22 protein-coding genes are annotated in these 23,663 nt (G+C 58.0%); 10 read left to right on the top strand and 12 right to left on the bottom strand.

Annotated elements, in window-relative coordinates:
- The first annotated feature begins 400 nt into the window (after nt 1-400).
- Nucleotides 401-922: a zinc uptake transcriptional repressor Zur gene (gene zur, locus QMM04_RS00480; protein WP_088515725.1), complete on the top strand. Its 522-nt coding sequence runs from the start codon at nt 401-403 to the stop codon at nt 920-922.
- A gap of 70 nt (nt 923-992) precedes the next feature.
- Here the strand turns inward: zur and QMM04_RS00485 are convergent, their stop codons facing one another.
- The 4 genes from QMM04_RS00485 to QMM04_RS00500 all read right to left on the bottom strand — a co-directional run bounded on the left by QMM04_RS00485 (nt 993) and on the right by QMM04_RS00500 (nt 3,907).
- Nucleotides 993-1,205 carry a CsbD family protein gene (locus tag QMM04_RS00485; RefSeq protein WP_021507857.1) on the bottom strand — a complete coding sequence of 71 codons (213 nt, stop codon included), beginning with the start codon at nt 1,203-1,205 and terminating at the stop codon, nt 993-995.
- Nucleotides 1,206-1,364: 159 nt separating this feature from the next.
- Entirely contained in the window at nt 1,365-2,690 is a 1,326-nt protein-coding gene (gene dinF, locus QMM04_RS00490; RefSeq protein ID WP_125309264.1) for an MATE family efflux transporter DinF, read from the bottom strand.
- Nucleotides 2,691-2,818: 128 nt separating this feature from the next.
- The gene (lexA, locus tag QMM04_RS00495) at nt 2,819-3,433 is read right to left on the bottom strand and encodes a transcriptional repressor LexA (protein ID WP_031279762.1); all 615 of its coding nucleotides are present in this window, start codon (nt 3,431-3,433) and stop codon (nt 2,819-2,821) included.
- Nucleotides 3,434-3,538: 105 nt separating this feature from the next.
- Nucleotides 3,539-3,907 carry a diacylglycerol kinase gene (locus QMM04_RS00500; RefSeq protein WP_021507859.1) on the bottom strand — a complete coding sequence of 123 codons (369 nt, stop codon included), beginning with the start codon at nt 3,905-3,907 and terminating at the stop codon, nt 3,539-3,541.
- A 125-nt stretch (nt 3,908-4,032) separates the two neighbouring features.
- Here QMM04_RS00500 and plsB point away from each other — a divergent pair, with 125 nt between their 5' ends.
- Entirely contained in the window at nt 4,033-6,456 is a 2,424-nt protein-coding gene (gene plsB / locus QMM04_RS00505) for a glycerol-3-phosphate 1-O-acyltransferase PlsB (protein ID WP_059009901.1), read from the top strand.
- Nucleotides 6,457-6,590: 134 nt separating this feature from the next.
- Here the strand turns inward: plsB and ubiA are convergent, their stop codons facing one another.
- From ubiA to QMM04_RS00525, 4 genes are all read right to left on the bottom strand, one after another.
- Nucleotides 6,591-7,457, bottom strand: a complete 867-nt coding sequence (gene ubiA, locus QMM04_RS00510) for a 4-hydroxybenzoate octaprenyltransferase (protein WP_021507861.1) — start codon at nt 7,455-7,457, stop codon at nt 6,591-6,593.
- A gap of 24 nt (nt 7,458-7,481) precedes the next feature.
- On the bottom strand, nt 7,482-8,000 hold the full coding sequence (gene ubiC / locus QMM04_RS00515; RefSeq protein WP_010616617.1) for a chorismate lyase: 519 nt from the start codon (nt 7,998-8,000) through the stop codon (nt 7,482-7,484).
- 92 nt (nt 8,001-8,092) lie between these two features.
- Nucleotides 8,093-8,503, bottom strand: a complete 411-nt coding sequence (psiE, locus tag QMM04_RS00520; RefSeq protein WP_010616618.1) for a phosphate-starvation-inducible protein PsiE — start codon at nt 8,501-8,503, stop codon at nt 8,093-8,095.
- A gap of 70 nt (nt 8,504-8,573) precedes the next feature.
- Nucleotides 8,574-9,272, bottom strand: coding sequence for a UTRA domain-containing protein (locus QMM04_RS00525; RefSeq protein ID WP_021507862.1), 699 nt, complete (start codon nt 9,270-9,272; stop codon nt 8,574-8,576).
- A gap of 225 nt (nt 9,273-9,497) precedes the next feature.
- Between QMM04_RS00525 and QMM04_RS00530 the strand changes: the two genes are divergently transcribed.
- The 6 genes from QMM04_RS00530 (at nt 9,498) to QMM04_RS00555 (ending at nt 15,877) form a co-directional block, all read left to right on the top strand.
- A complete protein-coding gene (locus tag QMM04_RS00530) occupies nt 9,498-10,559 on the top strand; it encodes an ABC transporter substrate-binding protein (protein WP_141496157.1) in 1,062 nt (353 codons plus the stop codon).
- 141 nt (nt 10,560-10,700) lie between these two features.
- Nucleotides 10,701-11,510: an alkaline phosphatase family protein gene (locus QMM04_RS00535; RefSeq protein WP_058770008.1), complete on the top strand. Its 810-nt coding sequence runs from the start codon at nt 10,701-10,703 to the stop codon at nt 11,508-11,510.
- Nucleotides 11,510-12,361, top strand: a complete 852-nt coding sequence (locus QMM04_RS00540) for an ABC transporter permease subunit (protein WP_021507865.1) — start codon at nt 11,510-11,512, stop codon at nt 12,359-12,361. Before QMM04_RS00535 ends, QMM04_RS00540 begins: the two co-directional genes overlap by 1 nt.
- 1 nt (nt 12,362) lies before the next feature.
- A complete protein-coding gene (locus QMM04_RS00545; protein ID WP_058757571.1) occupies nt 12,363-13,148 on the top strand; it encodes an ABC transporter permease in 786 nt (261 codons plus the stop codon).
- Nucleotides 13,149-13,150: 2 nt separating this feature from the next.
- Nucleotides 13,151-14,143: an ABC transporter ATP-binding protein gene (locus tag QMM04_RS00550; RefSeq protein WP_282995453.1), complete on the top strand. Its 993-nt coding sequence runs from the start codon at nt 13,151-13,153 to the stop codon at nt 14,141-14,143.
- 108 nt (nt 14,144-14,251) lie between these two features.
- A complete protein-coding gene (locus QMM04_RS00555) occupies nt 14,252-15,877 on the top strand; it encodes a Na/Pi cotransporter family protein (RefSeq protein ID WP_031279764.1) in 1,626 nt (541 codons plus the stop codon).
- Between the two features lie 81 nt (nt 15,878-15,958).
- On the opposite strand, the gene gntU is transcribed toward QMM04_RS00555, so the two are convergent.
- The 3 genes from gntU to gntR form a co-directional block, all read right to left on the bottom strand.
- The gene (gene gntU, locus QMM04_RS00560) at nt 15,959-17,299 is read right to left on the bottom strand and encodes a gluconate transporter (RefSeq protein WP_021507994.1); all 1,341 of its coding nucleotides are present in this window, start codon (nt 17,297-17,299) and stop codon (nt 15,959-15,961) included.
- Between the two features lie 2 nt (nt 17,300-17,301).
- A complete protein-coding gene (gene gntK, locus QMM04_RS00565) occupies nt 17,302-17,838 on the bottom strand; it encodes a gluconokinase (protein ID WP_010615889.1) in 537 nt (178 codons plus the stop codon).
- 140 nt (nt 17,839-17,978) lie between these two features.
- Nucleotides 17,979-18,974 (bottom strand): gluconate operon transcriptional repressor GntR, encoded by a 996-nt coding sequence (gene gntR / locus QMM04_RS00570; RefSeq protein WP_104187824.1) that lies wholly within the window; start codon nt 18,972-18,974, stop codon nt 17,979-17,981.
- Between the two features lie 394 nt (nt 18,975-19,368).
- Between gntR and QMM04_RS00575 the strand changes: the two genes are divergently transcribed.
- Both QMM04_RS00575 and QMM04_RS00580 read left to right on the top strand, forming a co-directional pair.
- Nucleotides 19,369-20,937, top strand: a complete 1,569-nt coding sequence (locus QMM04_RS00575; RefSeq protein WP_104187822.1) for an AbgT family transporter — start codon at nt 19,369-19,371, stop codon at nt 20,935-20,937.
- 275 nt (nt 20,938-21,212) lie between these two features.
- Complete coding sequence (locus QMM04_RS00580) at nt 21,213-21,716, top strand: GNAT family N-acetyltransferase (protein ID WP_104187820.1); 504 nt, start codon at nt 21,213-21,215, stop codon at nt 21,714-21,716.
- 57 nt (nt 21,717-21,773) lie between these two features.
- Here the strand turns inward: QMM04_RS00580 and ggt are convergent, their stop codons facing one another.
- Complete coding sequence (gene ggt, locus QMM04_RS00585) at nt 21,774-23,525, bottom strand: gamma-glutamyltransferase (RefSeq protein ID WP_021507998.1); 1,752 nt, start codon at nt 23,523-23,525, stop codon at nt 21,774-21,776.
- Between the last annotated feature and the right edge of the window lie 138 nt (nt 23,526-23,663).

The raw sequence follows: 23,663 nt of genomic DNA on the forward strand, positions 1-23,663 counted from the left end.
TAGTTTATTAGCCCTATTCTGAACGCTGGCTAACGCTTTATTGCTGTGAATTGAAAGGAATTAGCATTGCTATTCGCAGAATTGGTCACGCCCGCACCATTCTGCTGTTGTTTTATGCAGAAATATGAACGTCAGCTAAATTGATGCCAGAAATTACTTAAAACCTTTTGAACCATAGCCACTAAGTCAGTGAGTTGCAAAGCAAAAAGATGGGTTAACCTGTGAGAAAAAACTCAGGAAGGAAAAGCATGGCTTAACAGAAGGAGGTACCAGGGCGCAACGCGGCAGATAAGTGGCTGAAAGACAGACATTTCCTGGATGATATCAGGTAAAAAAGCAATGGCAGCAGCGTAAAAGTTTGTGTGATAAAATAACATCACCCATCACCTGGAGAATGCTTATGCCAAACCTCACGCCCGAACAACTGCTCACGCAGGCTGAATCTCTGTGCCTTGACCGTGGCGTGCGCCTCACTACGCAGCGCGCAGAAGTGCTGCGCCTGATGGCGGAGCAGAACGGTTCCATTAGCGCTTACGATTTGCTGGACCAGCTGCGCATCAGTGAACCCCAGGCGAAACCACCAACTATTTATCGCGCGCTGGATTTCCTGCTGGAGCAGGGATTTATTCATCGGGTGGAGTCAAATAACAGTTATGTGGTGTGCCACCATTTCGACGAGCCGGCGCACACATCGGTGATGCTGGTGTGCGACAACTGTGCCGCCGTCAGTGAGAAGCACGCGCACGGCGTGGAAAAGATCATCGCCGGGTTGGCCGATCAGGCGGGTTTTACCTTACGTCATAGCGTTATTGAGGCGCACGGCCTGTGTGAAAACTGTGCCGAAGTGGCAGCCTGCACGCAGCCGGGTAGCTGTCAGCACGATCATGAAGTGGAAAGTAAGAAGAAGGTGCGTAAAGGGTAACTGGCACGTCCGTGTGCCAGGCCGATCGTAACGATCAGCGGGTAGGAGCATCATCCTTAAAGCGGGAGACTTACCAGCGGTAATCTTTGTTTTGACTTTCCCAGTCTTTCAATTCACGCTCAGCTTCATCTTTGGCGTAACCGTAACGTTCCTGGATTTTACCCACTAGCTGATCGCGCTTCCCTTCGATCACGGTCAAATCGTCATCGGTCAACTTGCCCCATTTCTCTTTAAACTTCCCTTTAAACTGCTTCCAGTTACCGCTCGCTTCGTCTTTGTTCATAACAATCCTCCACGTCTTCCTGAGTGAGATGGTGTATTTCTCATGTAATGCCGGAAATAACCATATAACGCGCTGCTTATCTGCGCCGTTTGAGATAATTATAGTAGCCGCTTCGGATTGTGCACGAAATTACAGATTATTCTGGTGCCTGCGCTGTGCTTATGGCTGGCTGAACCAGCTGTCACGCTGCCAGTGGCGGCGCCACATCCATCCCAGCGTCAGGCCGCGCAGCGCCAGAAACACCGTGATCGCCAGCCATAAACCGTGATTCCCTAACCACGGCAGCGTCAGCAAAGTGATGCCGAAACCTGCTGCAGCCATGATCATGCTGTTTCGCATTTCGCGGCCGCGTGTCGCGCCGATGAACATGCCGTCCAGCAGGTAACACCAGACGCCGACCAGCGGTAAAATTACCTGCCACAGCAGAAAGCGATCGGCCATCTCACGCAGCGGCTGCAGCGAGGTAAGCAGCGCAACAATGTGCGCGCCGCTAAGCGCATAAATAAGCGCAAACAGCAGCGCAACGATACCCGCCTGGCGACAGGCGGCATGCCAGATCAGCAGCAGCCGGCTGCGATCTTTTGCCCCTACAGCTTCACCCGAGCAGGCTTCCACAGCGTAAGCAAAGCCGTCCAGCGCATAGGCAGTAAACGTCAGGAACATCAACAGCACCGCATTGACCGCAACCACATCCGGTCCGATGCGTGCACCCAGCAGGGTCAGCGAGGCGAAGCAGATCTGCAGCATGAGCGAGCGCAGCATGATGTCGCGATTAAGGCGAAATAACCGCGCCGCGTCACCGCGCCAGCTGTTTTTCAGTAGTTTAAAATCGATGCCGCGCAGTTTCAGCACGCGCGCCACCATCCATAATCCCACTGCCAGCGTCACGTATTCGGCCAGCGCCGTGGCGGCGGCGGCACCGGCAACGCCCCAGTGCAATTTCAGCACCAGCAGCAGATCGAGCAGGATGTTGACCAGGTTTCCGACAATCAGCAGAACCATCGGCGCACGCGCATACTGCACGCCCAGCAGCCAGCCGAGAATCACCAGGTTAGCCAGCGTAGCTGGTGCGCTCAGCCAGCGGATTTCAATGAAGATTTGCGCCTGCTGCTGGACTTCCGCGCTGCCGCCCATCAGCGTTGCCGCCAGGCTACTGACAGGAGAACGCAGCAGCGCCAGCAGCAACCCGGCGGCGAGGGCGATCAGCAGCGGCTGCATAAGTGCGCGCGCCAGTGCCTGTTTATCGCCGGCCCCGAAGGCCTGCGCGGTTAAACCGGTGGTGCTCATACGCAGAAACAGCAGCAGCATAAAGATGAAGCTGGTTGCCGTGGTGCCTACGGCCACGCCGCCGAGGTAGATCGGGCTATCAAGATGGCCAATCACGGCGGTATCGACCACGCCGAGCAGCGGCACGGTGATATTGGAGAGGATCATTGGCAACGCCAGTCGCCACAGCGCTTTATCAGAAGAGGAAAATAGCTGCATCAGCCCCATCCCGAGGGTTACGGTAGTCGGCCTGAGCGAGCGCCTTACGGGCCGGGAACAAAAGTATGATTAAAGCAGACTGCGGCCAGCGCGCGAGCGCCGCCGCAGCGGGGGAGATCAACCGGGTTTCAGAGCCACTCGCCGTTGCGCACGATGCCTACGGCCAGCCCTTCCACGGTTAGCGACTGTTCACGGGTATCCACGACAATCGGCTGGAAATCATTGTTTTCCGGCAGCAGCTGGACAATCGCGCCCTGCTTCTTCCAGCGTTTCACCGTGACTTCATCATCGATACGCGCAACCACCACCTGGCCATTGCGCACTTCCTGCGTTTTATGCACCGCGAGCAGATCGCCGTCCATAATGCCGATATCTTTCATCGACATACCGCTGACGCGCAGCAGGAAATCGGCAGAGGGTTTGAAAAGGTTGGCGTCGACCTGATAGTGGGCTTCGATATGTTCCTGCGCCAGCAGCGGTTCGCCGGCGGCGACGCGACCGATCAGTGGCAGCCCTTCACTCGCCTCTTCTTCCATCAGCAGGCGGATACCGCGCGATGCACCGGAGACGATTTCAATGACACCTTTACGCGCCAGCGCTTTCAGGTGCTCTTCAGCAGCGTTAGGCGAGCGGAAGCCCAGTTGCGAAGCAATTTCAGCACGCGTTGGCGGCATGCCGGTCTGATTAATATGGTCGCGAATCAGGTCATAGACCTGTTGCTGCCTGCTGGTTAACGCTTTCATCCCGCCCCCTGGTTGTTTATACAGTCGCTGTGAGTATATACAGGTATTGGCGAAATGAAAACCGAAACAGAGGGAAAAATCAGCGGCTTGATGAATGTGGAATGTTTATCGCAAATGCGACCAAAGCAGCGCGATCCAGACAAACAGAGCCAGTAAGATAGCCAGCAGTACCGCCGCCGAGCCCATGTCTTTGGCGCGTCCTGCCAGCGGATGGCGCTCCTGACCGATGCGGTCCACCACGGCTTCGATGGCACTATTAAGGATCTCAACAATGACCACCAGCACCACCGAGCCAATCAGCAACACACGCGTGATGGCATCGACATCCAGCCAGCAGGCGATGGCAACCGCGACCAGTGCGGCAATCGCCTCCTGGCGAAAAGCGGCTTCATGCTGCCAGGCAGCGCGCAGCCCCTGCCAGGAATAACCGGCGGCTTTAATGATTCTCAGGAAACCGGTGACGTTATTTGCCATGTTGTGGAACCCTTAACTGTTTTTGACGTCAATGTCTGGGCGCGCGAGGTGGCACAGCCACAGATCTTCGCCGCACTTTCTGGTATGCTTGCCGCGCTTTGCTAACAAGAGGCTTCAAGTTGTCTATGTCAGGTTGGCGTAAACTCTATTACAAATTGTTGAATTTACCACTCTCTATTTTGGTAAAAAGTAAGGTCATTCCGACCGATCCGATCTCGGAACACGGTATCGATCCGACCCGTCCGGTGATGTATGTTTTGCCTTATGATTCAAAGGCGGACCTGCTCACGCTACGCGCACAGTGCCTGAAGCACGATCTGCCGGATCCGCTGGCGCCGCTGGAGATTGACGGCACCCTGCTGCCGCGCCACGTATTTATTCACGATGGGCCGCGCGTCTTCCCCTATTTCGTGGCGAACCCGGAGTCGGTCAAGCTTTTCCATGACTACCTCGATCTGCACCGCAATAATGCGGCGCTGGACGTACAGATGCTGCCGGTTTCCGTGATGTTTGGCCGTGCGCCAGGCCGTGAAATTCAGGGCGAACCGACGCCACATCTGCGTATTCTTAACGGTATACAGAAGTTCTTTGCCATCCTGTGGCACGGTCGCGACAGCTTTGTCCGCTTCTCGCCCACGGTTTCACTGCGTCAGATGGCCACCGAACACGGTACCGATCAGTCGATCGCGCAGAAACTGGCACGTGTCGCGCGCATTCATTTTGCCCGCCAGCGGCTGGCAGCCGTCGGCCCGCGTCTGCCGGCACGCCAGGATCTGTTCAACAAGCTGCTGCAGTCCAAAGCGATTGAGAAAGCGGTTGAAGACGAAGCGCGCAGCAAGAAAATTTCGCATGAAAAAGCGCAGCAGAACGCCATCGAAATGATGGAAGAAGTGGCGGCGGATTTCTCGTACGAAGCGATCCGCGTGACTGACCGTGTGATGGGCTGGCTGTGGAGTCGGCTCTATCAGGGCATTAACGTGCACGGCGGCGAACGCGTGCGCCAGCTGGCGCAGGATGGTCACGAAATTGTTTACGTGCCCTGCCACCGCAGCCACATGGATTATTTGCTGCTGTCCTACGTGCTCTATCATCAGGGCCTGGTGCCGCCGCACATTGCTGCCGGTATCAATCTCAACTTCTGGCCAGCCGGACCGATTTTCCGTCGCCTCGGTGCCTTCTTTATTCGTCGTACCTTTAAAGGCAACAAGCTCTACTCCACGGTGTTCCGCGAGTATCTGGGCGAGCTGTTCAGCCGCGGCTATTCGGTTGAGTATTTTGTTGAGGGCGGGCGCTCACGTACTGGCCGTCTGCTCGACCCGAAAACCGGCACGCTGTCGATGACGTTACAGGCGCTGCTGCGCGGCGGCAGCCGTCCTATCACCTTTGTGCCAATCTACATCGGTTATGAGCACGTGATGGAAGTCGGCACTTATGCCAAAGAGCTGCGCGGTGCCGCAAAAGAGAAAGAGGGCTTTATGCAGATGGTGCGCGGCCTGCGCAAGCTGCGTAACCTCGGCCAGGGCTATGTGAACTTCGGTGAGCCGCTGTCGCTGGTTAACTATCTCAACAAACAGGTTCCGGAGTGGCGTGAAGCGATTGACCCTATCGATCCTCAGCGTCCGGCGTGGATGACACCGGTGGTGAACGATATCGCGGCACGCCTGATGGTACGCATCAACGAAGCCGGCGCGGCCAACGCCATGAACCTGTGCGTAACCGCGCTGCTGGCATCGCGCCAGCGTTCGCTGACGCGTGAACAGCTGACGGAACAGCTGGAGTGCTACACCCAGCTGCTGCGCAATGTGCCGTACTCACCCGAGTCAACCGTGCCGGATCTCAGCGCTGAAGCGCTGCTCGATCACGCCATGGGTATGAACAAGTTCGAGACCGAGCAGGACAGTATTGGCGAGATCATCATTCTGCCGCGCGAGCAGGCGGTGCTGATGACCTACTATCGCAACAACATCCACCATATGCTGGTGATGCCGTCGCTGATTGCCGCTATCGTGCAGCAGCATCGGGAGATCAGCGAGGCGGAACTGCTGCGTCAGGTCAGCCTGGTCTATCCGATGCTGAAGAGCGAACTGTTCCTGCGCTGGGACAGTGCCGAACTGCCGGCCCTGCTGAATGCGCTCTGCGCCGAAATGGCGCGGCAGGGGCTGATTACCGTACAGGAAGGCCAGCTGAAAATGAGTGCGGCGCGTTACCGTACGCTGCAGCTGCTGGCGGCCGGGATTCGTGAAACGCTGCAGCGTTTTGCCATTACCTTCGCCATTCTCAGCGCCAAGCCGACCATTAACCGTGGCACGCTGGAGAAAGAGAGCCGCACGCTGGCTCAGCGTCTGTCAGTGCTGCACGGTATCAATGCGCCGGAGTTCTTTGATAAGGCGGTCTTTACCGCGCTGGTGCTGTCGCTGCGTGATGAAGGCTATATCAGTGATTCCGGTGATGCGGATGCTGAACGTACCAATATGATGTGGCAGATGCTGGCCGAACTGGTCACCAGCGATGTCCGTCTGACCATTGAGAGTGCCGTGGCGCACGACTAATGGGCGACTGAAAACCACGGCGCATCTGTCACACGCCAGATTGCGCCGCGGTTTCATTTTCAGAATTCAGGCGCGAAAAGAACGCGCTTCCCACTGCGGCGACCGGCACGCCGCCGGGGTTAATCACCCCACCATCAGAACAGCGCAACAAACGGCTGGGTATTAAGCAGCACGCCAATAAACAGCACCAGGCCAACGTAGTTGTTGTTGAGGAATGCCTGGAAGCACAGCTCACGTTCACGCCCGGCAATCAGTTTCTGCTGATGCACAAACAGCCCGCCCGCCAGCAGCAGCGACCAGTAAAACGCACCGTTCAGATGCAGTAAAATGCCCACCAGCGCCATCAGGCCCAGCGCGGCCAGCTGTAACAACCCGATAATCAGCTTGTCGTAACGCCCAAACAGAATCGCCGTGGATTTCACGCCAATCTTCAGATCGTCGTCGCGGTCAACCATGGCGTACTGGGTGTCATAAGCCACCGTCCAGCAAATATTGGCGAGAAACACCAGCCAGCAGACAAAGGGTAAGGACTCACTAACCGCCGCCCAGCCCATCGGAATCGCCCAGCCAAACGCCGCGCCCAGCACCACCTGCGGCAGATGGGTATAACGCTTCATAAAGGGATAAACCCACGCCAGCGCCAGCCCGCCAAATGACAGCAGAATGGTCATGCGGTTCATGGTCAGCACCAGCAGGAACGCCAGCAGACCGAGGCCGGCGAACAGCAGTTTCGCCTCTTTCTCCGTTACCGCGCCGCTGGCTAACGGCCGCGCGGCGGTGCGTTTCACGTGGCCGTCGACGTTACGGTCGGCATAATCGTTGATCACGCAGCCCGCCGCACGCATCACAAACACGCCGAGGACGAACACCAGCAGCACCGACAGCGGCGGAATCGCCATGCCTGATAGCCACAGCGCCCACAGTGTCGGCCACAGCAGCAGCAGCGTGCCAATCGGTTTATCAATACGCATCAGGCGACTATAGGCCTGCCATTTGCTCATGGTTAAAGTCTTTTGCACGGGGCGTTATCCTTGCTTCAGCGCGCGGTACAGCGGCGACGCCGGTAAAAACAGTTCAGTTAACAGCAGCGGTTTTCCGGACAGGCGCAGCCGCGAGCGGCGTCCCCACAGGTCATCAATCTGGCCCGGATCGATAAAATCGCGGCTCAGCGTCGAGGAGGAAAACAGGTAGCGTCCCAGCGGTCGCGTGCCGAGATTTTGCAGCATCTGTTCCGGGCCGTTCAGCGTGCTCTCCGGCACCACGGTACGGCCAATCAGCCAGGGTTCATTGTCACCGCACAGCACGATTTCACGCAGCCAGAAGCGCGTGTCGGCAGGCAGAAACGCTGCTTCCTGCGGCATCTCATCGGCGGTAATGAACGCTTCCCGCAGCAGTTGTACGGTAACCTGCTGGCAGTGCTGCTCAAAGCGGCGCGTCATTGAGTCTTCTTCCAGCAGCCAGTCAAGCAGCGGCGGTGAAAGTAACGGGGAAGAGGCTGGCAGCCAGTGCAGTGCGCGTAACTGGCGCAGCGCGTCATGCGACATCAGGACATCTCCGGTAAAAAAGTTGCCCTAGTGTAGCGCACCGCGCTCAGCGTGACACATCTGCTTGTGCCACGCTGGCGTCGCGGGAGGAATTACTCGCGTTTCAGGCGGTTACTGTTGGCCAGCCACAGCGTCACCACCAGAATCAAAATGGCCGCCGAGTAGCACAACGTATCGAAAGGATTTTTATGATCGACAATGATCAGACGAATAATCGCCGTGATGCCGATATAGACGAAGTAGCGCAGCGGAAAGTGATAGCCGGACTGAAAGTACTTCACAATCAGCGCGATAAACTCGAAATAGAGAAAGTAGATCACAATGCCTTCGATCAGCAGATACGAAGACGCCTGCTCACCGGTGCTGAACAGCACATTCGCCAGGTGAATGGTCTCTTTACCGAGAAACACCACCAGAATAACGGCCAGAATCACCAGGCCAATGTTCAGTACCCACTGTAATACCGAAGCAATAAGCTGCCCCGCCGCTGGTTTTGTTGTCATTATTTTGCGCCTCAGATGACGAGATTCTTCTGGCGCTATCATGCTGTAATGTGATCTAAATCACAATACATCACACCTCAACATCAACGCACAGCGCGTCATAACGCCAGTACTCGCAGTCGCAGTCAATCACCCGCTTATGCTGGTCACGGTTGATACGCGTAATCAGCAGGCCGGGCGTACCGCTCGCCACGTTCAGTGCGGGCGCCGCCCGCGCCGGAAGCGGACCGGGCACAATGGTAAACCGTGCGCCGCCGTAGTGAATGCCGTAGCGCTGGTCATACAGATCGGTCAGCGAGCGGGTGAGATCTTCACGCAGCAGACCGGGAAAGAAGGCCGGATTGAGGTAATGCTCGACGTATAGCACCGCGCGGCCATCAATGCGGCGCAGGCGGCGAATGCGGTACACCTGATCGCCTTCCAGCAGTTGCAGATGACGCGCAATTGCCAGCTGCGCCGGCACCTCGCGCGCCTCCATCACCTCAGTGCTGGCAATGCGCCCCTGCTGCAGCGCCATGGCGTGAAAGTGGCTGTGATGTGCCGGGTTATAGATGAGGCGCGGCGGCGCAATAAACCAGCCGCGCCGCAGTTCGCGGTAGATGACGCCCTGCGCTTCCAGCAGGCCAAGCGCTTCACGAAGCGTGATGCGCGTGGTGGAATATTGTTCGCTCAACGCGCGCTCGGCCGGCAATCGTCTGGTGACAAACTCTCCGTTTTCAATCCGTTCGCATAGTGCGGCGGCGATCACATCTGCGGTTTTCGACGACATTTTTTTAGCCTCATTTTGGGGCAAATCTGCACTATGACAGTTCGATGACTACAATGTGACAAGGCACATCCCACGCTTTAGCGCGCTGTAACCGCATGTGGAACGACGCGCCACATCCCATTTCAACACCCCGGTCATAAAACCTTCATCTATCCGGGCTACATTGGCTCGGTTCTTGCTGGACTAGACCACGACGACCCACAACTTACACCCGGAGCAACCGAGATGAAAGCGTTTATCTCTTCTGTAGTAGCCAGTGCCGTTCTGCTTGCGCTGCCCGCCGCGCAGGCCGCCGATAACGATGTTGCCGCGCTGGAAAAAGCCGCGCGCGCCGAAGGCCAGGTGAACAGCGTCGGTATGCCTGACACCTGGGCCAACTGGAAAGATACCTGGAACGATCTCAGCACCAAATACGGTCTCAAGCACAGCGATACCGATATGTCTTCGGCGCAGGAGCTGGCGAAGTTTGCCGCCGAGCAGGATAACGCCAGCGCCGATATCGGCGACGTGGGCGCCGCTTTCGGTCCGATTGCCGTCGCCAAAGGCGTGGCGCAACCTTACAAACCGACCCACTGGGATCAGATTCCGGCATGGGCGAAAGACGCCGATGGCAACTGGATGCTGGCCTACACCGGCACCATCGCTTTCCTGATCGACAAGCAGCAGGTGAAAGACGCACCGCACAGCTGGGCCGATCTGAAAAAAGGTAAGTATGTGGTCACTATCGGCGACGTCGGCACGGCTGCTCAGGCGGCAAACGGCGTCCTCGCCGCCAGCTATGCGCTGGGCGGTGACGAGAAGAACATCAAGCCGGCGCTGGCGTTCTTCGGCGAGCTGGCGAAACAGGGCCGTCTCGGCGTGACCGACCCGGTGATCGCCAACATCGAAAAAGGCGAAATTCAGGTGGCCGTGGTGTGGGACTTCAACGGTCTGAACTACCGCGACCAGATTGATAAAAATCGCTACGAAGTGGTGATCCCGTCCGACGGTTCCGTGACTTCTGGCTACACCACCATCATCAACAAATACGCCAGACATCCGAATGCGGCGAAGCTGGCGCGTGAATACATTCTGTCGGATGAGGGCCAGATCAACCTGGCGAAAGGCTATGCGCGCCCGATCCGCGCCGAGCATTTAACGCTGCCGGCGGACGTGCAGGCCAAACTGCTGCCGCAGTCGGAATATAAAAATGCCCGTCCGATCAAAGATCAGGCTGCCTGGGATAAGACCTCAAAACTGCTGCCGCGCCTGTGGCAGGAGAATGTGGTTATTAACATGAAGCAGTAACGCAGAGATTTTGCCAGTCGCACATACCGTAGCGGCGCGGTGTATCGTGCATCCGTTTTCCGGCAATGCGCAATACATTGCGCCGGTACCTATCACCAATTTTTACAGGGTGCGCATTCATGCGCACCTGAGGGAGCGGGGATGAAAACAATCCTGGTGGTACTCGATGGGCTGAGTAATCAGGTAGCGCAGCACGCCATGGGCTATCTGTTTGCCGAATGCAAACAGGGCAACGGCCACTATTACACGCTAACCTGCGAATTGCCGTCGCTGTCGCGTCCGCTGTACGAATGCATTCTGACTGGCATTCCGCCGGTGCGCAGCGGCATCATTCACAACGGCGTCAATCGCCTGAGCAATCAGCGCAGTATCTTCCACTATGCGCGCGACGCCGGACTCACTACCGCCGCTGCCGCTTATCACTGGGTGAGCGAACTGTATAACCGCTCGCCGTTCAACGCTGCGCGCGATCGCCACACTAACGCACCCGACCTGCCGATCCAGTACGGCCATTTCTACTGGGACGACGGTTACCCCGACTCGCATCTGTTTGAGGATGCCGAAAGCCTGCGCCTGCAGCACGATCCCGATTTCCTGCTGATTCACCCAATGAACATCGACGATGCCGGGCACAAGCACAGCCTGTCATCACCGCAGTACCGTAACCGGGCACGAATGGCGGATGGCTATCTGTCGCAGTGGATGCCGGGCTGGCTGGCCGCCGGTTATCAGGTGATTGTCACTGCCGACCACGGCATGAACGACGATCGCTCGCACGGCGGTATTCTGCCGGAAGAGACGCAGGTGCCGCTGTTTGTTTTTGGCCGCGGCTTCTCGCTGCAGCCCGACCTGGAGCCGCAGCAAACCGACCTGTGCGGCACCGTCTGCACCCTGCTCGGCGTCCCGCACGACAAACCGCTGTGTCGCGGTCTGCTGGCGGAGCCGCGCTGATGAAGGGCAAAACCCTGGCCTCGCTGCTGCTGCTGCCGTTCGTGCTGTTCTGGATCGCCTTCCAGCTCGCGCCGCTGCTGTGGATTGCCATCAACAGCTTCTGGAGCGATATCAATGAGCGCTGGGGCATCGACAACTACAGCGATATCCTCACTTCACCGTTCTACCTGCAGGCTTTTCGCCTGTCGCTGGATATTTCGCTGTGGTCGAGCGTTTACGGCCTGCTGATCGCGCTGCTTGCCGGTTATTCGCTGCACAAGCTCGGCACCGGGCGTTTTCAGCGCTTTTTGCTGTCGTTCACCAATATGACCAGCAACTTCGCCGGCGTGCCGCTGGCCTTCGCCTTTGTCATCCTGCTCGGACTGAACGGCTGCCTGACGCTGCTGCTGCGCCACTACGGCTGGCTGGACAGCTTTAAGCTGTTTTCGCGCGACGGCATGGTGCTGGTTTACACCTGGTTCCAGATTCCGCTCGGTATTCTGCTGCTCTACCCGGCGTTTGACGGGCTGCGGAAAGACTGGGAAGAGTCGGCGGCACTGCTCGGTGCCAGCCGCTGGCGCTACTGGTGGCACATCGGCCTGCCGATTCTGTTTCCGGCACTGCTCGGCACCTTTGTAATTTTGCTGGCCAACGCGCTTGGCGCCTACGCCACCATTTACGCGCTGACCACCGGCAACTTCAACGTGGTGCCGGTGCGCATCGCCGCGCTGGTATCAGGCGATATCTCGCTCGATCCCAATACCGGCGGCGCGCTGGCGATGCTGCTGGTGCTGATTATGGCGCTGATTACCGTGGTGCAGCAGTATCTGGTGCGTCGCAGCTATCTGCATGCCCGCGTACAGGAGTCCTGACATGTCTCGCGTCGAAAAACTCTACCATCGCCTGATTGTCTGGCTGCTGCTGATCGTGCTCGCCGCACCGCTGCTGGCGACGCTGCTGTACGGCATCTCCAGCGAGTGGAGCGATACCATTCTGCCGCAGGGCTTTACCCTGAAGTGGCTGACGCAGTTGTGGAGCGATCCGCGCTTCCTCACCGCGCTCGGTCATTCGCTGCTGATCTGCGTGGGTGCGCTGCTGTTCTCCCTGCTGCTGGTGCTGCCTGCGATGTTTGTGATCGCTTACTACTATCCAAAACTGGACGCGGTGATGAACGTGCTGATTCTGATGCCGTTTGCCGTGCCGCCGGTAGTCTCGTCGGTCGGGCTGCTGCAGCTCTACTCCTCGGGCCCGCTGATGCTGACCGGCACGCCGTGGATTCTCATCGGCTGTTACTTCACCATTGCGTTGCCGTTTATCTACCGCGCCATTGCCAACAATATGCAGGCCATCAACCTGAAAGAGCTGATTGACGCGGCTCATCTGCTGGGCGCCAGCACCTGGCAGGCAGCCCTGTTTGTGGTGCTGCCAAATCTGCGCAAAGGGGTGTTCATTGCCGTGCTGCTCTCCTTCTCCTTTCTGATTGGTGAGTTTGTCTTTGCTAACCTGCTGGTCGGCACCCGCTATGAAACGCTGCAGGTTTATCTCTACAACATGCGCAACGGCAGCGGGCATTTCACCAGCGCGCTGGTGATCTCTTATTTTGCGGTTGTCCTGCTGGTCACCTGGCTGGCCAATGCCCTCAATCCTGAACGAGGCTGACCATGAGTTACCTGAACGTTACCCAACTGAATAAAAGCTACGGCCCGACCACCATTTTTGAAAACATCGATTTCAGCGCCGACGAAGGTGAGTTTGTCACCCTGCTCGGCCCGAGCGGCTGCGGCAAGTCAACACTGCTGCGCTGCATCGCCGGCCTGACCGATGTCGACAGCGGCACCATTCTGCTGCAGGGCCAGGATCTGGTGCCGCTGCCGCCGCAGAAACGTACCATTGGCATGGTGTTCCAGAGCTATGCGCTGTTTCCCAATATGACGGTAGAGAAGAACGTCGCGTTTGGCCTGAAGATGCAGAAACTGCCCGCCGGCGAGATTCAGCAACGCGTGATGGAAGCGCTGGCGCTGGTGGAGCTGACCGACTTCGCGCGCCGCTATCCGCACCAGCTGTCGGGTGGTCAGTGTCAACGCGTGGCGCTGGCGCGTTCGCTGGTGACGCGGCCGCGTCTGCTGCTGCTGGATGAACCGCTGTCGGCGCTGGACGCCCGCATTCGCCGCCATCTGCGCGAGCAGATTCGCCACATTCAGCAGGAGCTGAAGCTAACCACCATTTTTGTCACCCACGATCAGGAAGAGGCGCTGACGCTGTCGGACCGTATTGTGCTGATGAACCGCGGTCGTATTGTGCAAAACGGCAACGCGGAAACGCTCTATACCCAGCCGGTGGATCTGTTTGCCGCGGGCTTTATTGGCAACTACAACCTGCTGAGCGCCGAACAGGCAACGCAGCTGACCGGCCAGCCGTTCAGCAGCCAGGTGGCGATTCGTCCGGAATCCATCCAGCTGTGCGCACCGCAGGCAGGCATCGAGGCCACCATTCTCAGCCATAGCCTGCTCGGGAACGTGATCCGCTATCGCGTGCTGGCGAATCAGGTCGAGTTGTCGGTGGATGTGCTCAACCGCAGCGTGGCAGATTTACACCCCGCCGGCATGCAGATTGGACTACAGTTAGAGATGTCGACGTTGCGCCAGGTCGCTTAAATTAAACGAAAAATTGGCAACGCAGCGCGACGCAGGTATTTATCGGCTGTGCTTATCGCCAGGCAGGCAGCCGCCTGTTTTCTGCCTGGCGCATAGGAGCCTTTATTCGTGCTAACCCTGCTTAACCTTCTCTCCGCCGTCGCCCTGCTGGTATGGGGCACCCACATTGTCCGCACCGGCGTGATGCGCGTGTACGGTGCCGATCTGCGTCGCGTGTTAAGCCGCAGCGTGGAAAAAAAGCCGATGGCCTTTCTTGCCGGGATTGGCGTTACCGCGCTGGTGCAGAGCAGTAACGCCACCACGTTATTAGTCACCTCGTTTGTGGCGCAGAATCTGGTCAGCCTGACGCCGGCGCTGGTGGTGGTGCTGGGTGCCGACGTCGGTACCGCCATCATGGCACGCATCCTGACCTTCGATCTCTCCTGGCTGTCGCCGCTGTTTATCTTTTTTGGCGTAGTATTTTTCCTCAGCCGCAAACAGACGCGCGCCGGTCAGATCGGACGCGCAGCCATCGGCCTCGGGCTGATTCTGCTGGCGCTGCAGCTGATTGTCGCCGCCGCCAAACCCATTACGCAGGCCGCCGGCGTGCAGGTACTGTTCTCCACGCTGACCGGCGATATCATGCTGGATGCGCTGATTGGCGCGGTATTCGCCATCATCAGCTACTCCAGCCTGGCCGCGGTGCTGATTACCGCCACGCTGACCGCCACCGGCGTTATCTCGTTCAAAGTGGCGCTGTGTCTGGTGATTGGCGCTAACCTCGGCAGCGGCTTGCTGGCGATGATCAACGCCAGCGGATCGAATGCTGCCGGCAAGCGGGTGGCGCTCGGCAGCCTGTTGTTCAAGCTGATTGGCAGCATCGTTATTTTGCCGTTTGTCGATTACATCGCCGATCTGCTGGATAAGCTGCCGGTTAACGATGAAGAGATGGTGATCTTCTTCCACGTGTTCTACAACCTGGTGCGCTGTCTGGTGATGGTGCCGTTTGCCGAACCGATGGCGCGCCTGTGCCGCCGCATGATCGCCGACGATGCGGAAAACCAGACCCATCTCAAGCCTAAGCACCTCGACAGCAGCGCGCTGGATACGCCGGCGCTGGCGCTGGCCAACGCGGCGCGGGAGACGCTGCGCATTGGCGATGTGGTGGAGCAGATGCTGGAGAGCTTCAACAAGGTGGTGATGGGCGAACTGCGCGAGGAGCGCGCAGTGCGGCGGCTGGATGATGATGTGGATGTGCTGTACACCGCCATTAAGCTCTATCTGGCGCGCATGCCGAAGGAGGACCTGGCGGAAGAGGATTCACGCCGCTGGGCCGAGGTGATTGAGATGGCGCTGAATCTGGAGCAGGCAGGCGACATTATCGAGCGCATGAGCGCCGACGTAGCGGACAAATCGCTGCAGGCGCGCCGGGCGTTTTCGCCGGAAGGGCTGGAAGAGCTGAATTCGCTGCAGGAGCAGGTGTTAAGCAACCTGCGCCTGAGCCTGTCGGTGTTTCTGTCGCACGACGTCACCAGCGCGAAGCGTCTGCGCCGTGCCAAGCACCGTTTCCGCATCCTGATTCGCCGTTATTCCCACGCCCACGTCGAGCGCCTGCATCGGCAGAATGTGCAAAGCATCGAAACCAGTTCGCTGCATTTAGGTTTGCTGGGAGATATGAAGCGCCTGAATTCGCTGTTCTGCGCGGTAGCGTACACTGTGCTGGACCAGCCGGACGATGAGCGCGAGGTGGATTAATCATTTTTACAACGCGCGATAAATCGCGCCGCTACAGGCTGTGCATTAATCTGTAACGGCGCAATTTATTGCGCATTGCCATTACGACAACAAACTAAATGCGATCATCCCGACGATGGCGCCGGTGGTGCCGAGAATCGTCTCCATCAGCGTCCAGGTCTTCAGCGTCTCGCCTTCGGTGGCACCGGTGAAGCGGCCAAACAGCCAGAAACCGGCATCATTGACGTGGCTGATAATAATCGAGCCGCCGCCGATGCAGATCGACAGCGCCGCCAGCTGCGCACCGCTGTAATGCAACGGTTCAATCACCGGCATCACCAGCCCGACGGTGGTTAAACAGGCCACCGTGGCCGAGCCCTGAATCACCCGAATCGCGCCGGAGAGAATAAAACAGGCCAGCGCAATCGGCATGCCGGCACCGGTCAGCGCGTGGCCCAGCACCGGGCCCACGCCGGAATCCACCAGTACCTGCTTGAACACGCCGCCCGCACCAATCACCAGCAGGATAATCCCCGCCGGCTGCAGCGCGCTGCCGCATACCTGCATCACCTTCTCTTTATCCATGCCCTGACGGTAAGCCAGGCCGTAAATCGCTACCAGCAGCGCCAGCAGGATGGCGGTAAACGGATGGCCGATAAACTCCAGCCACGCATACAGACGTGAATCCGGTGTGGTGAAGCGCGCGCCGATGGTTTTCAGCCCGACCAGCAGCAGCGGGAACAGAATCAGCGACAGGCTAAAGCCAAACGACGGCAGCTGGCCCTCGCTGACGTCCGGCTGATGATCTTCCGGCGGTGCGCTGAAAGTCACATGGCGCGCAATCAGGTTGCCGAACAGCGGACCGGCAATCAGCATGCCGGGAATCGCCGCGCACAGCCCCAGCAGGATCATCCAGCCAAAGTCAGCGTGCATCTGCGCCGCCAGCAGCATCGGTGCCGGTCCGGGCAGCAAAAAGGCCGCCGCGGCGGCGACGCCGGCAAACAGCGGGATCACCAGTTTGACCAGATTATCGTGGGTACGGCGTGCCACGGCGAAGGCGATGCTGATCAACAACACCACGGCCACTTCAAAGAACAGCGGCAGCGCACAAATCAGCCCGGCAATGCCCATCGCATAGTGCGCGCGCCGCTCGCCAAAGGTTTTCAGCATACGAATGGCGATCTGATCGACCGCACCGGTTTCATGCAGAATTTTGCCGAACATGGCGCCCAGCGCCACCACAATGGCGAGAAAGCCGAGCGTGCCGCCCATGCCTTTTTGCATGGTCTCAGCAATTTTATCCAGCGGCATACCGGAGAACAGACCGGCACCCATCGACACTAACATCAGAGCGACAAAGGCGTGCATACGCGCTTTCATCACCAAAAACAGCAGCAGCAGGACAGAGCCTGCTGCGGTTAACACCAGCGTTGCGGTACTCATGACTAGCCCTTGTTGATTGCGCCCTCGATGGTCGCAACCGTGGCCGCAACTACCTCATCCAGTGAGTGATTGATATCGACAACCAGCACATCCGGCTCGTCGGCACCCGGTTCCTGCAGGGTTTCAAACTGTGTTACCAGCATCTGCGGTTTGAAGAAGTGGCCTTTGCGCGCCTTGAGACGAGACTCAATGGTGGCAAAATCGCCCTTCAGATAGATGAATTTCAGGTTGTGATTGCCCTGACGCAGGATGTCGCGATAGGACTTCTTCAGTGCCGAACAGACGATAATAGAGATCGCCTGGGTGCGCTGCATCGCGAACGCCGCATCATTCAGCGCCTGCAGCCACGGCTGGCGATCGTCGTCGTTCAGCGGATGGCCTTCCGCCATTTTGGTGATGTTGCTGCGCGGATGCAGGAAATCACCATCCAGAAACGCGGTGCTGAGCTGATGAGACACCTGATTGGCGACGGCAGACTTTCCGCTGCCGGAAACACCCATCAGGATAAAGACGTGGTGCGATGGAGATGGCGTGGTCATGGTTTTGCGCTCCGGCAGGTTGCCTGCCAATGTTACCGATAACAAATTTGATTATCATTGTCGGAGCCCACTGCAGGACTGGCAACCCTTGTTAGGCGGAAAAGCACGAAAGTGTGAACTGACTCAAATAATCGCCAAAATCAGATGCTGCCACCTTCGGCAATCTCAAAACCGACATCCAGCGGCGCGGTCACGCTGCGATCGCCGCCAATCCGCGCCAGCAGCATGGCGGCTGATTCACGCCCCATGCGTTCGCGTGGCGTCAGCACCGTAGCCAGCCGCGGATTGACCACCTGCGTGATGTCGTGGCCGTGAAAGCCGGCGATCGCCATCTGCTCCGGCACGCGCAACCCCTGGCGCTGGCATTCAAACATCGCGCCTACCGCCAGGTCATCATTGGTACAGAACAGGCTGTCAGTGTGCGGATAGCGCTTCTGCGCCTCGCGCAGCAGCTGGGCACCGGCGCTGAAGGAGGAGGCATCTTCCATCATGACGCTGTGCGGCGTCAGCCCGGCTTCGCGCATCGCCTGTTCGTAGCCCTGCTGCTTTTGCAGCGTACGCTCATCGAGGCGCGCGCCCAGATAGACGGTGTGACGATGGCCTTTCCTGAGGATAGCATGCGTCATCTGCCGCGCCGCCTCGACGTTGTCGAAGCCCACGGCCATATCAAGACACGGCGTGACGCAATCCATCATTTCGATCACCGGAATGCCCGCCACTTCCAGCATGCGCAGCGTGCCCGGCGTATGGGAACGTTCGGTGAGGATCACGCCATCAATGTTCCAGCCCAGCAGCGAACGCAGCTGCAGCTCCTCTTTGTGCGAGTTATAGCCGAAGTGCGCCACCAGCGTCTGATAGCCCGCTTCATCGGTCACGGTTTCAATGCCGCGCAGCACGTCGGCAAATACCTGGTTGGTGAGCGAGGGCAGCAACACGCCAATCGCGCGGCTGGTGGCGTTAGAGAGCATGTCGGGCGCACGGTTGGGGATATAGCCGAGTTCATCCAGCGCCACGGCGATTTTGTCGCGCAGCGCCGCAGAGACCTGATCGGGGTTCCGCAAATAGCGGCTGACGGTCATTTTTGTGATGCCGACGCGATCGGCAACATCCTGTAATACCGGTCTTTTCTTCTTCATCGTGTGCGCCTGAGGTCAGAGATAAGCTGAGTTTATCATTTTTTTGTCATGTTATGCCGTTGCGGCGCAACCTCTCACAGACACAACTGAAAAATACCAGCAGATAAAAACAAGACTGGTCTGCTGGAAAAGAAACATTAAAGCAATCCTTCGTGATTATTTAAATCCTAAAGCGGATTAACCTCACATAAAAATAAAAAAACAGATTATTTAACTAACCTTACATTAGAAAGATAAATAAAATTAAATAAATATTATCAGTAAGATAAATAAATACACCTCGCATTATCCCTGGTTTAAACAGAAACTCACTCTTGATCGTTTTTTCCCTCTTCTTACTATGGCAAACCGGGCAAAAAGCGGCTCGCCCGCTGTATATAAGGAGAATGACCTCATGGAAAAAACCACTTCACCTGCGAAGCGTCCTGTCGAACGCTTCCTCAATACCGTTGAATGGCTGGGCAACCTGTTGCCGCACCCGATTACGCTGTTTGCACTGTTTTCCCTGTTTATCCTCGTCGCGTCGGCTATTGCTGCGGCATTAGGCGTGAGCGTGATCGATCCGCGCCCGATCGGTGCCGCCGGGCGCGCGCCGGACGGGGTGATTCACGTGGTCAGTTTGCTGAGCGCAGAAGGCTTACAGCGCATCGTCAGTCATCTGGTGACGAATTTCACTGGCTTTGCCCCGCTGGGAACCGTGCTGGTGGCGCTGCTGGGTGTCGGCATCGCCGAACAGTCTGGCCTGCTGTCCGCCGCGATGCGCGCACTGGTGTTTAACGCCCCGAAGAAGCTGATCACCTTTACCGTGGTGTTTGCCGGTATCGTCTCGAATACCGCTTCGGAGCTGGGATATGTGGTGCTGATTCCGCTGGCTGCGATGATCTTCCACTCGCTCGGTCGCCATCCGCTGGCTGGACTGGCGGCCGCGTTTGCCGGCGTCTCGGGCGGTTACAGCGCCAATCTGCTGCTTGGCACTATTGATCCACTGCTCTCCGGCATTACCCAGAGTGCAGCGCAGATCATCGATCCTGCTTACAGTGTTGGCCCGGAGGTGAACTGGTACTTCATGTTTATCAGCACCTTTGTGATTGCCGGGCTGGGCACCTGGATCACCAACAGCATCGTCGAACCCAAGCTGGGCAGCTATCAGGATAGCGAAGGTGATGCGGTGCGCGGCGACATGGGCGAGCTGTCGCCTGGCGAGCGTCGGGCACTCAAAGGTGCGGGCTGGGCGGTGCTGGTGGTGTCACTGCTGCTGGCGCTGACGGTCATTCCCGGCCACGGCGTATTACTGAATCCCAAAACCGGCACGCTGGCGGGTTCACCGTTCCTGAAAGGCATCGTGGTATTTATCTTTGTGTTCTTCGCCATCCCCGGTTTTGTTTATGGCCGCCTGATGGGCACCATGCGCAGCGATCGCGATGTCATTCACGCCATGTCCACCAGCATGAGCAGCATGGGAATGTACATCGTGCTGGTGTTTTTTGCCGCGCAGTTTGTCGCCTTTTTCAACTGGAGCAACTTCGGCACGGTGGTGGCAGTGAAAGGTGCCAGCCTGCTGGCTTCACTGGATATGAGCGCCCCGCTGCTGTTCGTCTGCTTCATCCTGATCTGCGGCTTCATCAATCTGATGATTGGCTCCGCGTCGGCCCAGTGGGCAGTGACCGCACCGATTTTCGTGCCGATGCTGATGCTGGTCGGGTTTGCGCCTGAGGTGATCCAGGCGGCGTACCGCATTGGTGACTCAGTGACAAACGTGATTACGCCGATGATGAGCTACTTCGGGCTGATCATGGCAGTGGCGGCGCGCTACCGTCGTGATATGGGCATCGGTACGCTGGTGGCGATGATGCTGCCTTATTCGGTGGTGTTTATGATTGGCTGGACGCTGCTGTTTGTGCTGTGGGTGTTCGTGTTTAACCTGCCGGTCGGTCCCGGCGCGGCCACCTGGTACACGCTGTAATCTCCCCGTGCAGTGGATTGCCACGGACGGCGATCGGTTAACGCGCAGGCAAAAAAAAAGCCAGCACCCGAGCTGGCTAAGAAACACTGGAAGCAATGTGAGCAATGTCGTGCTTACCCGGTTTGTCAGGAGACGCTGCCGGATTCGCGTTGACAATAATAATCATTATCATTCGCGTCTGTAAAGCCCTTTCCCGATTTTTTTACCGTTGACGTTGCGTGCGAATTCCCTGATGTTAAAGGGGATTTCATTCACTGAGTGCAAGGAGCTGCTTTATGAGTCAGGTTACTGTTCGTCACGCAACGCCCGAAGATGCCGCCGTTCTGACGCGTATCTATAGCCAGCCGGAAACCCAGGCGGGCACGCTGCATCTGCCGTATCAGTCACCGTCACTCTGGCAGGAGCGGCTCGCGAATCCCCGTCCCCATGTCACCATGCTGGTGGCCTGTATTGACGGGCAGGTTGTCGGTCAGCTGACGCTGGAAGTTATGGCGGTGGCACGCCGCCGTCACTGCGCCACTATCGGCATGGGCGTTGATCCGACATTCCATCGGCGCGGCGTGGGTAAAGCGCTGATGGCGGCGATGGTGGATCTGTGTGACAACTGGCTGCAGGTCACGCGGATTGAACTGACGGTGTTTGCGGATAACCACCAGGCCATGGGTTTGTATCAGCAGTTTGGTTTTGAGATTGAAGGTACCGCCAGAGGTTTCGCGGTCCGCGACGGCCAGATGATCGATACGCACTACATGGCGCGTCTGAAAGGGAATGCGCGATGAATCGCGCCGCTACCGGCCGGTGCACGGTGAGGTAGCGGCGCAATTTATTGCGCGACGTTAATACCCGGCACTCAAATCATCCACCGAGCGCGGGTCGGATGCGCCGTAACGCATGCCGTCCGGGCCAATCATGATGCTCTGCGTGCTGCCCATCGCCGGCAGCACTTTGACATGCTGACCTTTTGCTTCCAGCAGACGCAGCGTATCCGGGCTGAAGCCCTTCTCGACGCGCAGCTGATCCGGCAGCCACTGATGGTGGAAGCGCGGCGCATTGGTGGCTTCCGCCACGTTCATGCCGAAATCGATACTGTTCACCACCATTTGCAGCACCGTGGTGATAATCCGACTGCCGCCCGGGCTGCCGGTCACCAGCCAGGTTTTACCGTCTTTCGCTACAATGGTCGGCGACATTGATGACAGCGGACGTTTGGCCGGCTGAATCGCGTTCGCCTCACCGCCCACCAGACCATACACGTTTGGCGTGCCCGGCTTGGCGGAGAAGTCATCCATTTCATTGTTCATCAGAATGCCGCTGTTTCCGGCCACCACGCCGCTGCCAAAGTAGGTATTCAGCGTATAGGTCACCGCCACCGCGTTGCCGTCTTTATCCACCACCGAGAAGTGAGTGGTTTGATTGCTCTCGTACGGTGCCAGCTTGCCGGGCTTGATGTCGGCTGAGGGGCGCGCCTTGTTGACGTCAATCTGCTGGGCCAGCGTTTTGGCGTAGGCTTTGCTGGTCAGCGCCTGCTGCGGCACCTTAACGAAGTCGGGATCGCCGAGATACTCGGAGCGGTCGGCGTAGGCATATTTTTCCGCTTCGGCCATAACCTGCATCGCGTCCGCGCTGCCGAAGCCCCATTTCGCCAGGTCGAAGTTTTCCAGGATATTGAGGATCTGCACAATATGAATGCCGCCGGACGACGGTGGCGGCATGGAGAACACCTCGTAGCCACGGTAGCTGCCGCTTACCGGCTTGCGTTCCACTGCGCGGTAGGCCGCCAGATCCGCCTTGCCAATCAGTCCGCCGTGCTGCGCCATTTCGGCAGCGATCTCATCGGCAATTTTGCCTTTGTAGAACGCATCCGGCCCCTGCTGGGCAATCAGCTGCAGGCTGTGCGCGAGGTTTTTCTGCACCAGGCGATCGCCCTTCTGGTAAGGCTGACCGTCGGCTTTGTAGAAAATGGCGCGACTGTTGTCGTGGTTGATCAGGTTCTCTTTACCATAGGTAGCGAGATCGTCAGCCAGCGCATCGTTAACAATGATGCCGTCGCGCGCCAGCTTGATCGCCGGCGCCAGCAGCGTGCTGAGCGGCAGCGTGCCGTACTTTTGCGCCGCCAGGGCAAAACCGGCTACGGTGCCCGGCGTGCCGGAAGCCAGATGAGAAGTGAGTGATAACTTACTATCCGCGTTGCCCTGCTTATCAAGGAACATATCGCGCGAGGCACGCGCCGGCGCCATCTCGCGGAAATCGATGGCGGTGGTGCGGCCGGCAGCGGTGCGCAGCAGCATAAAGCCGCCACCGCCCAGGTTGCCCGCCTGCGGGTGGGTGACCGCCAGCGCAAAGCCCACCGCAATCGCTGCATCTACCGCGTTACCCCCCTGTTTGAGGATATCGACGCCCACCCGGGTTGCCATGGCGTCCACTGATGCAACCATCCCGTGCTGCGCTTTCACCGGGTGAAAGGTGTCGCTGTCGACGCCATATGACACCGGCGGTGCGCTGGCTGGCGCCGCCTGCGCCCCCTGCACCACGGTAAAACTCATTAACAGCGCCCAGCCGAACTGGCGCACACCGTTATGTATCCTCATCCCGCCACCATCCTTTCAGTTGTTTACATTTGTTATTGATTGCTGCAAGTGTTTGCAAATACTGTAAAAAAGATAGCAGTTAAGCCAAATTAGGTGCACTCCTGGTTTTGGGGTTTGTGATATCGCATAAACTTATGG

This window comes from Pantoea sp. Pa-EAmG (assembly GCF_030024295.1).
GTDB lineage: Bacteria > Pseudomonadota > Gammaproteobacteria > Enterobacterales > Enterobacteriaceae > Pantoea > Pantoea dispersa.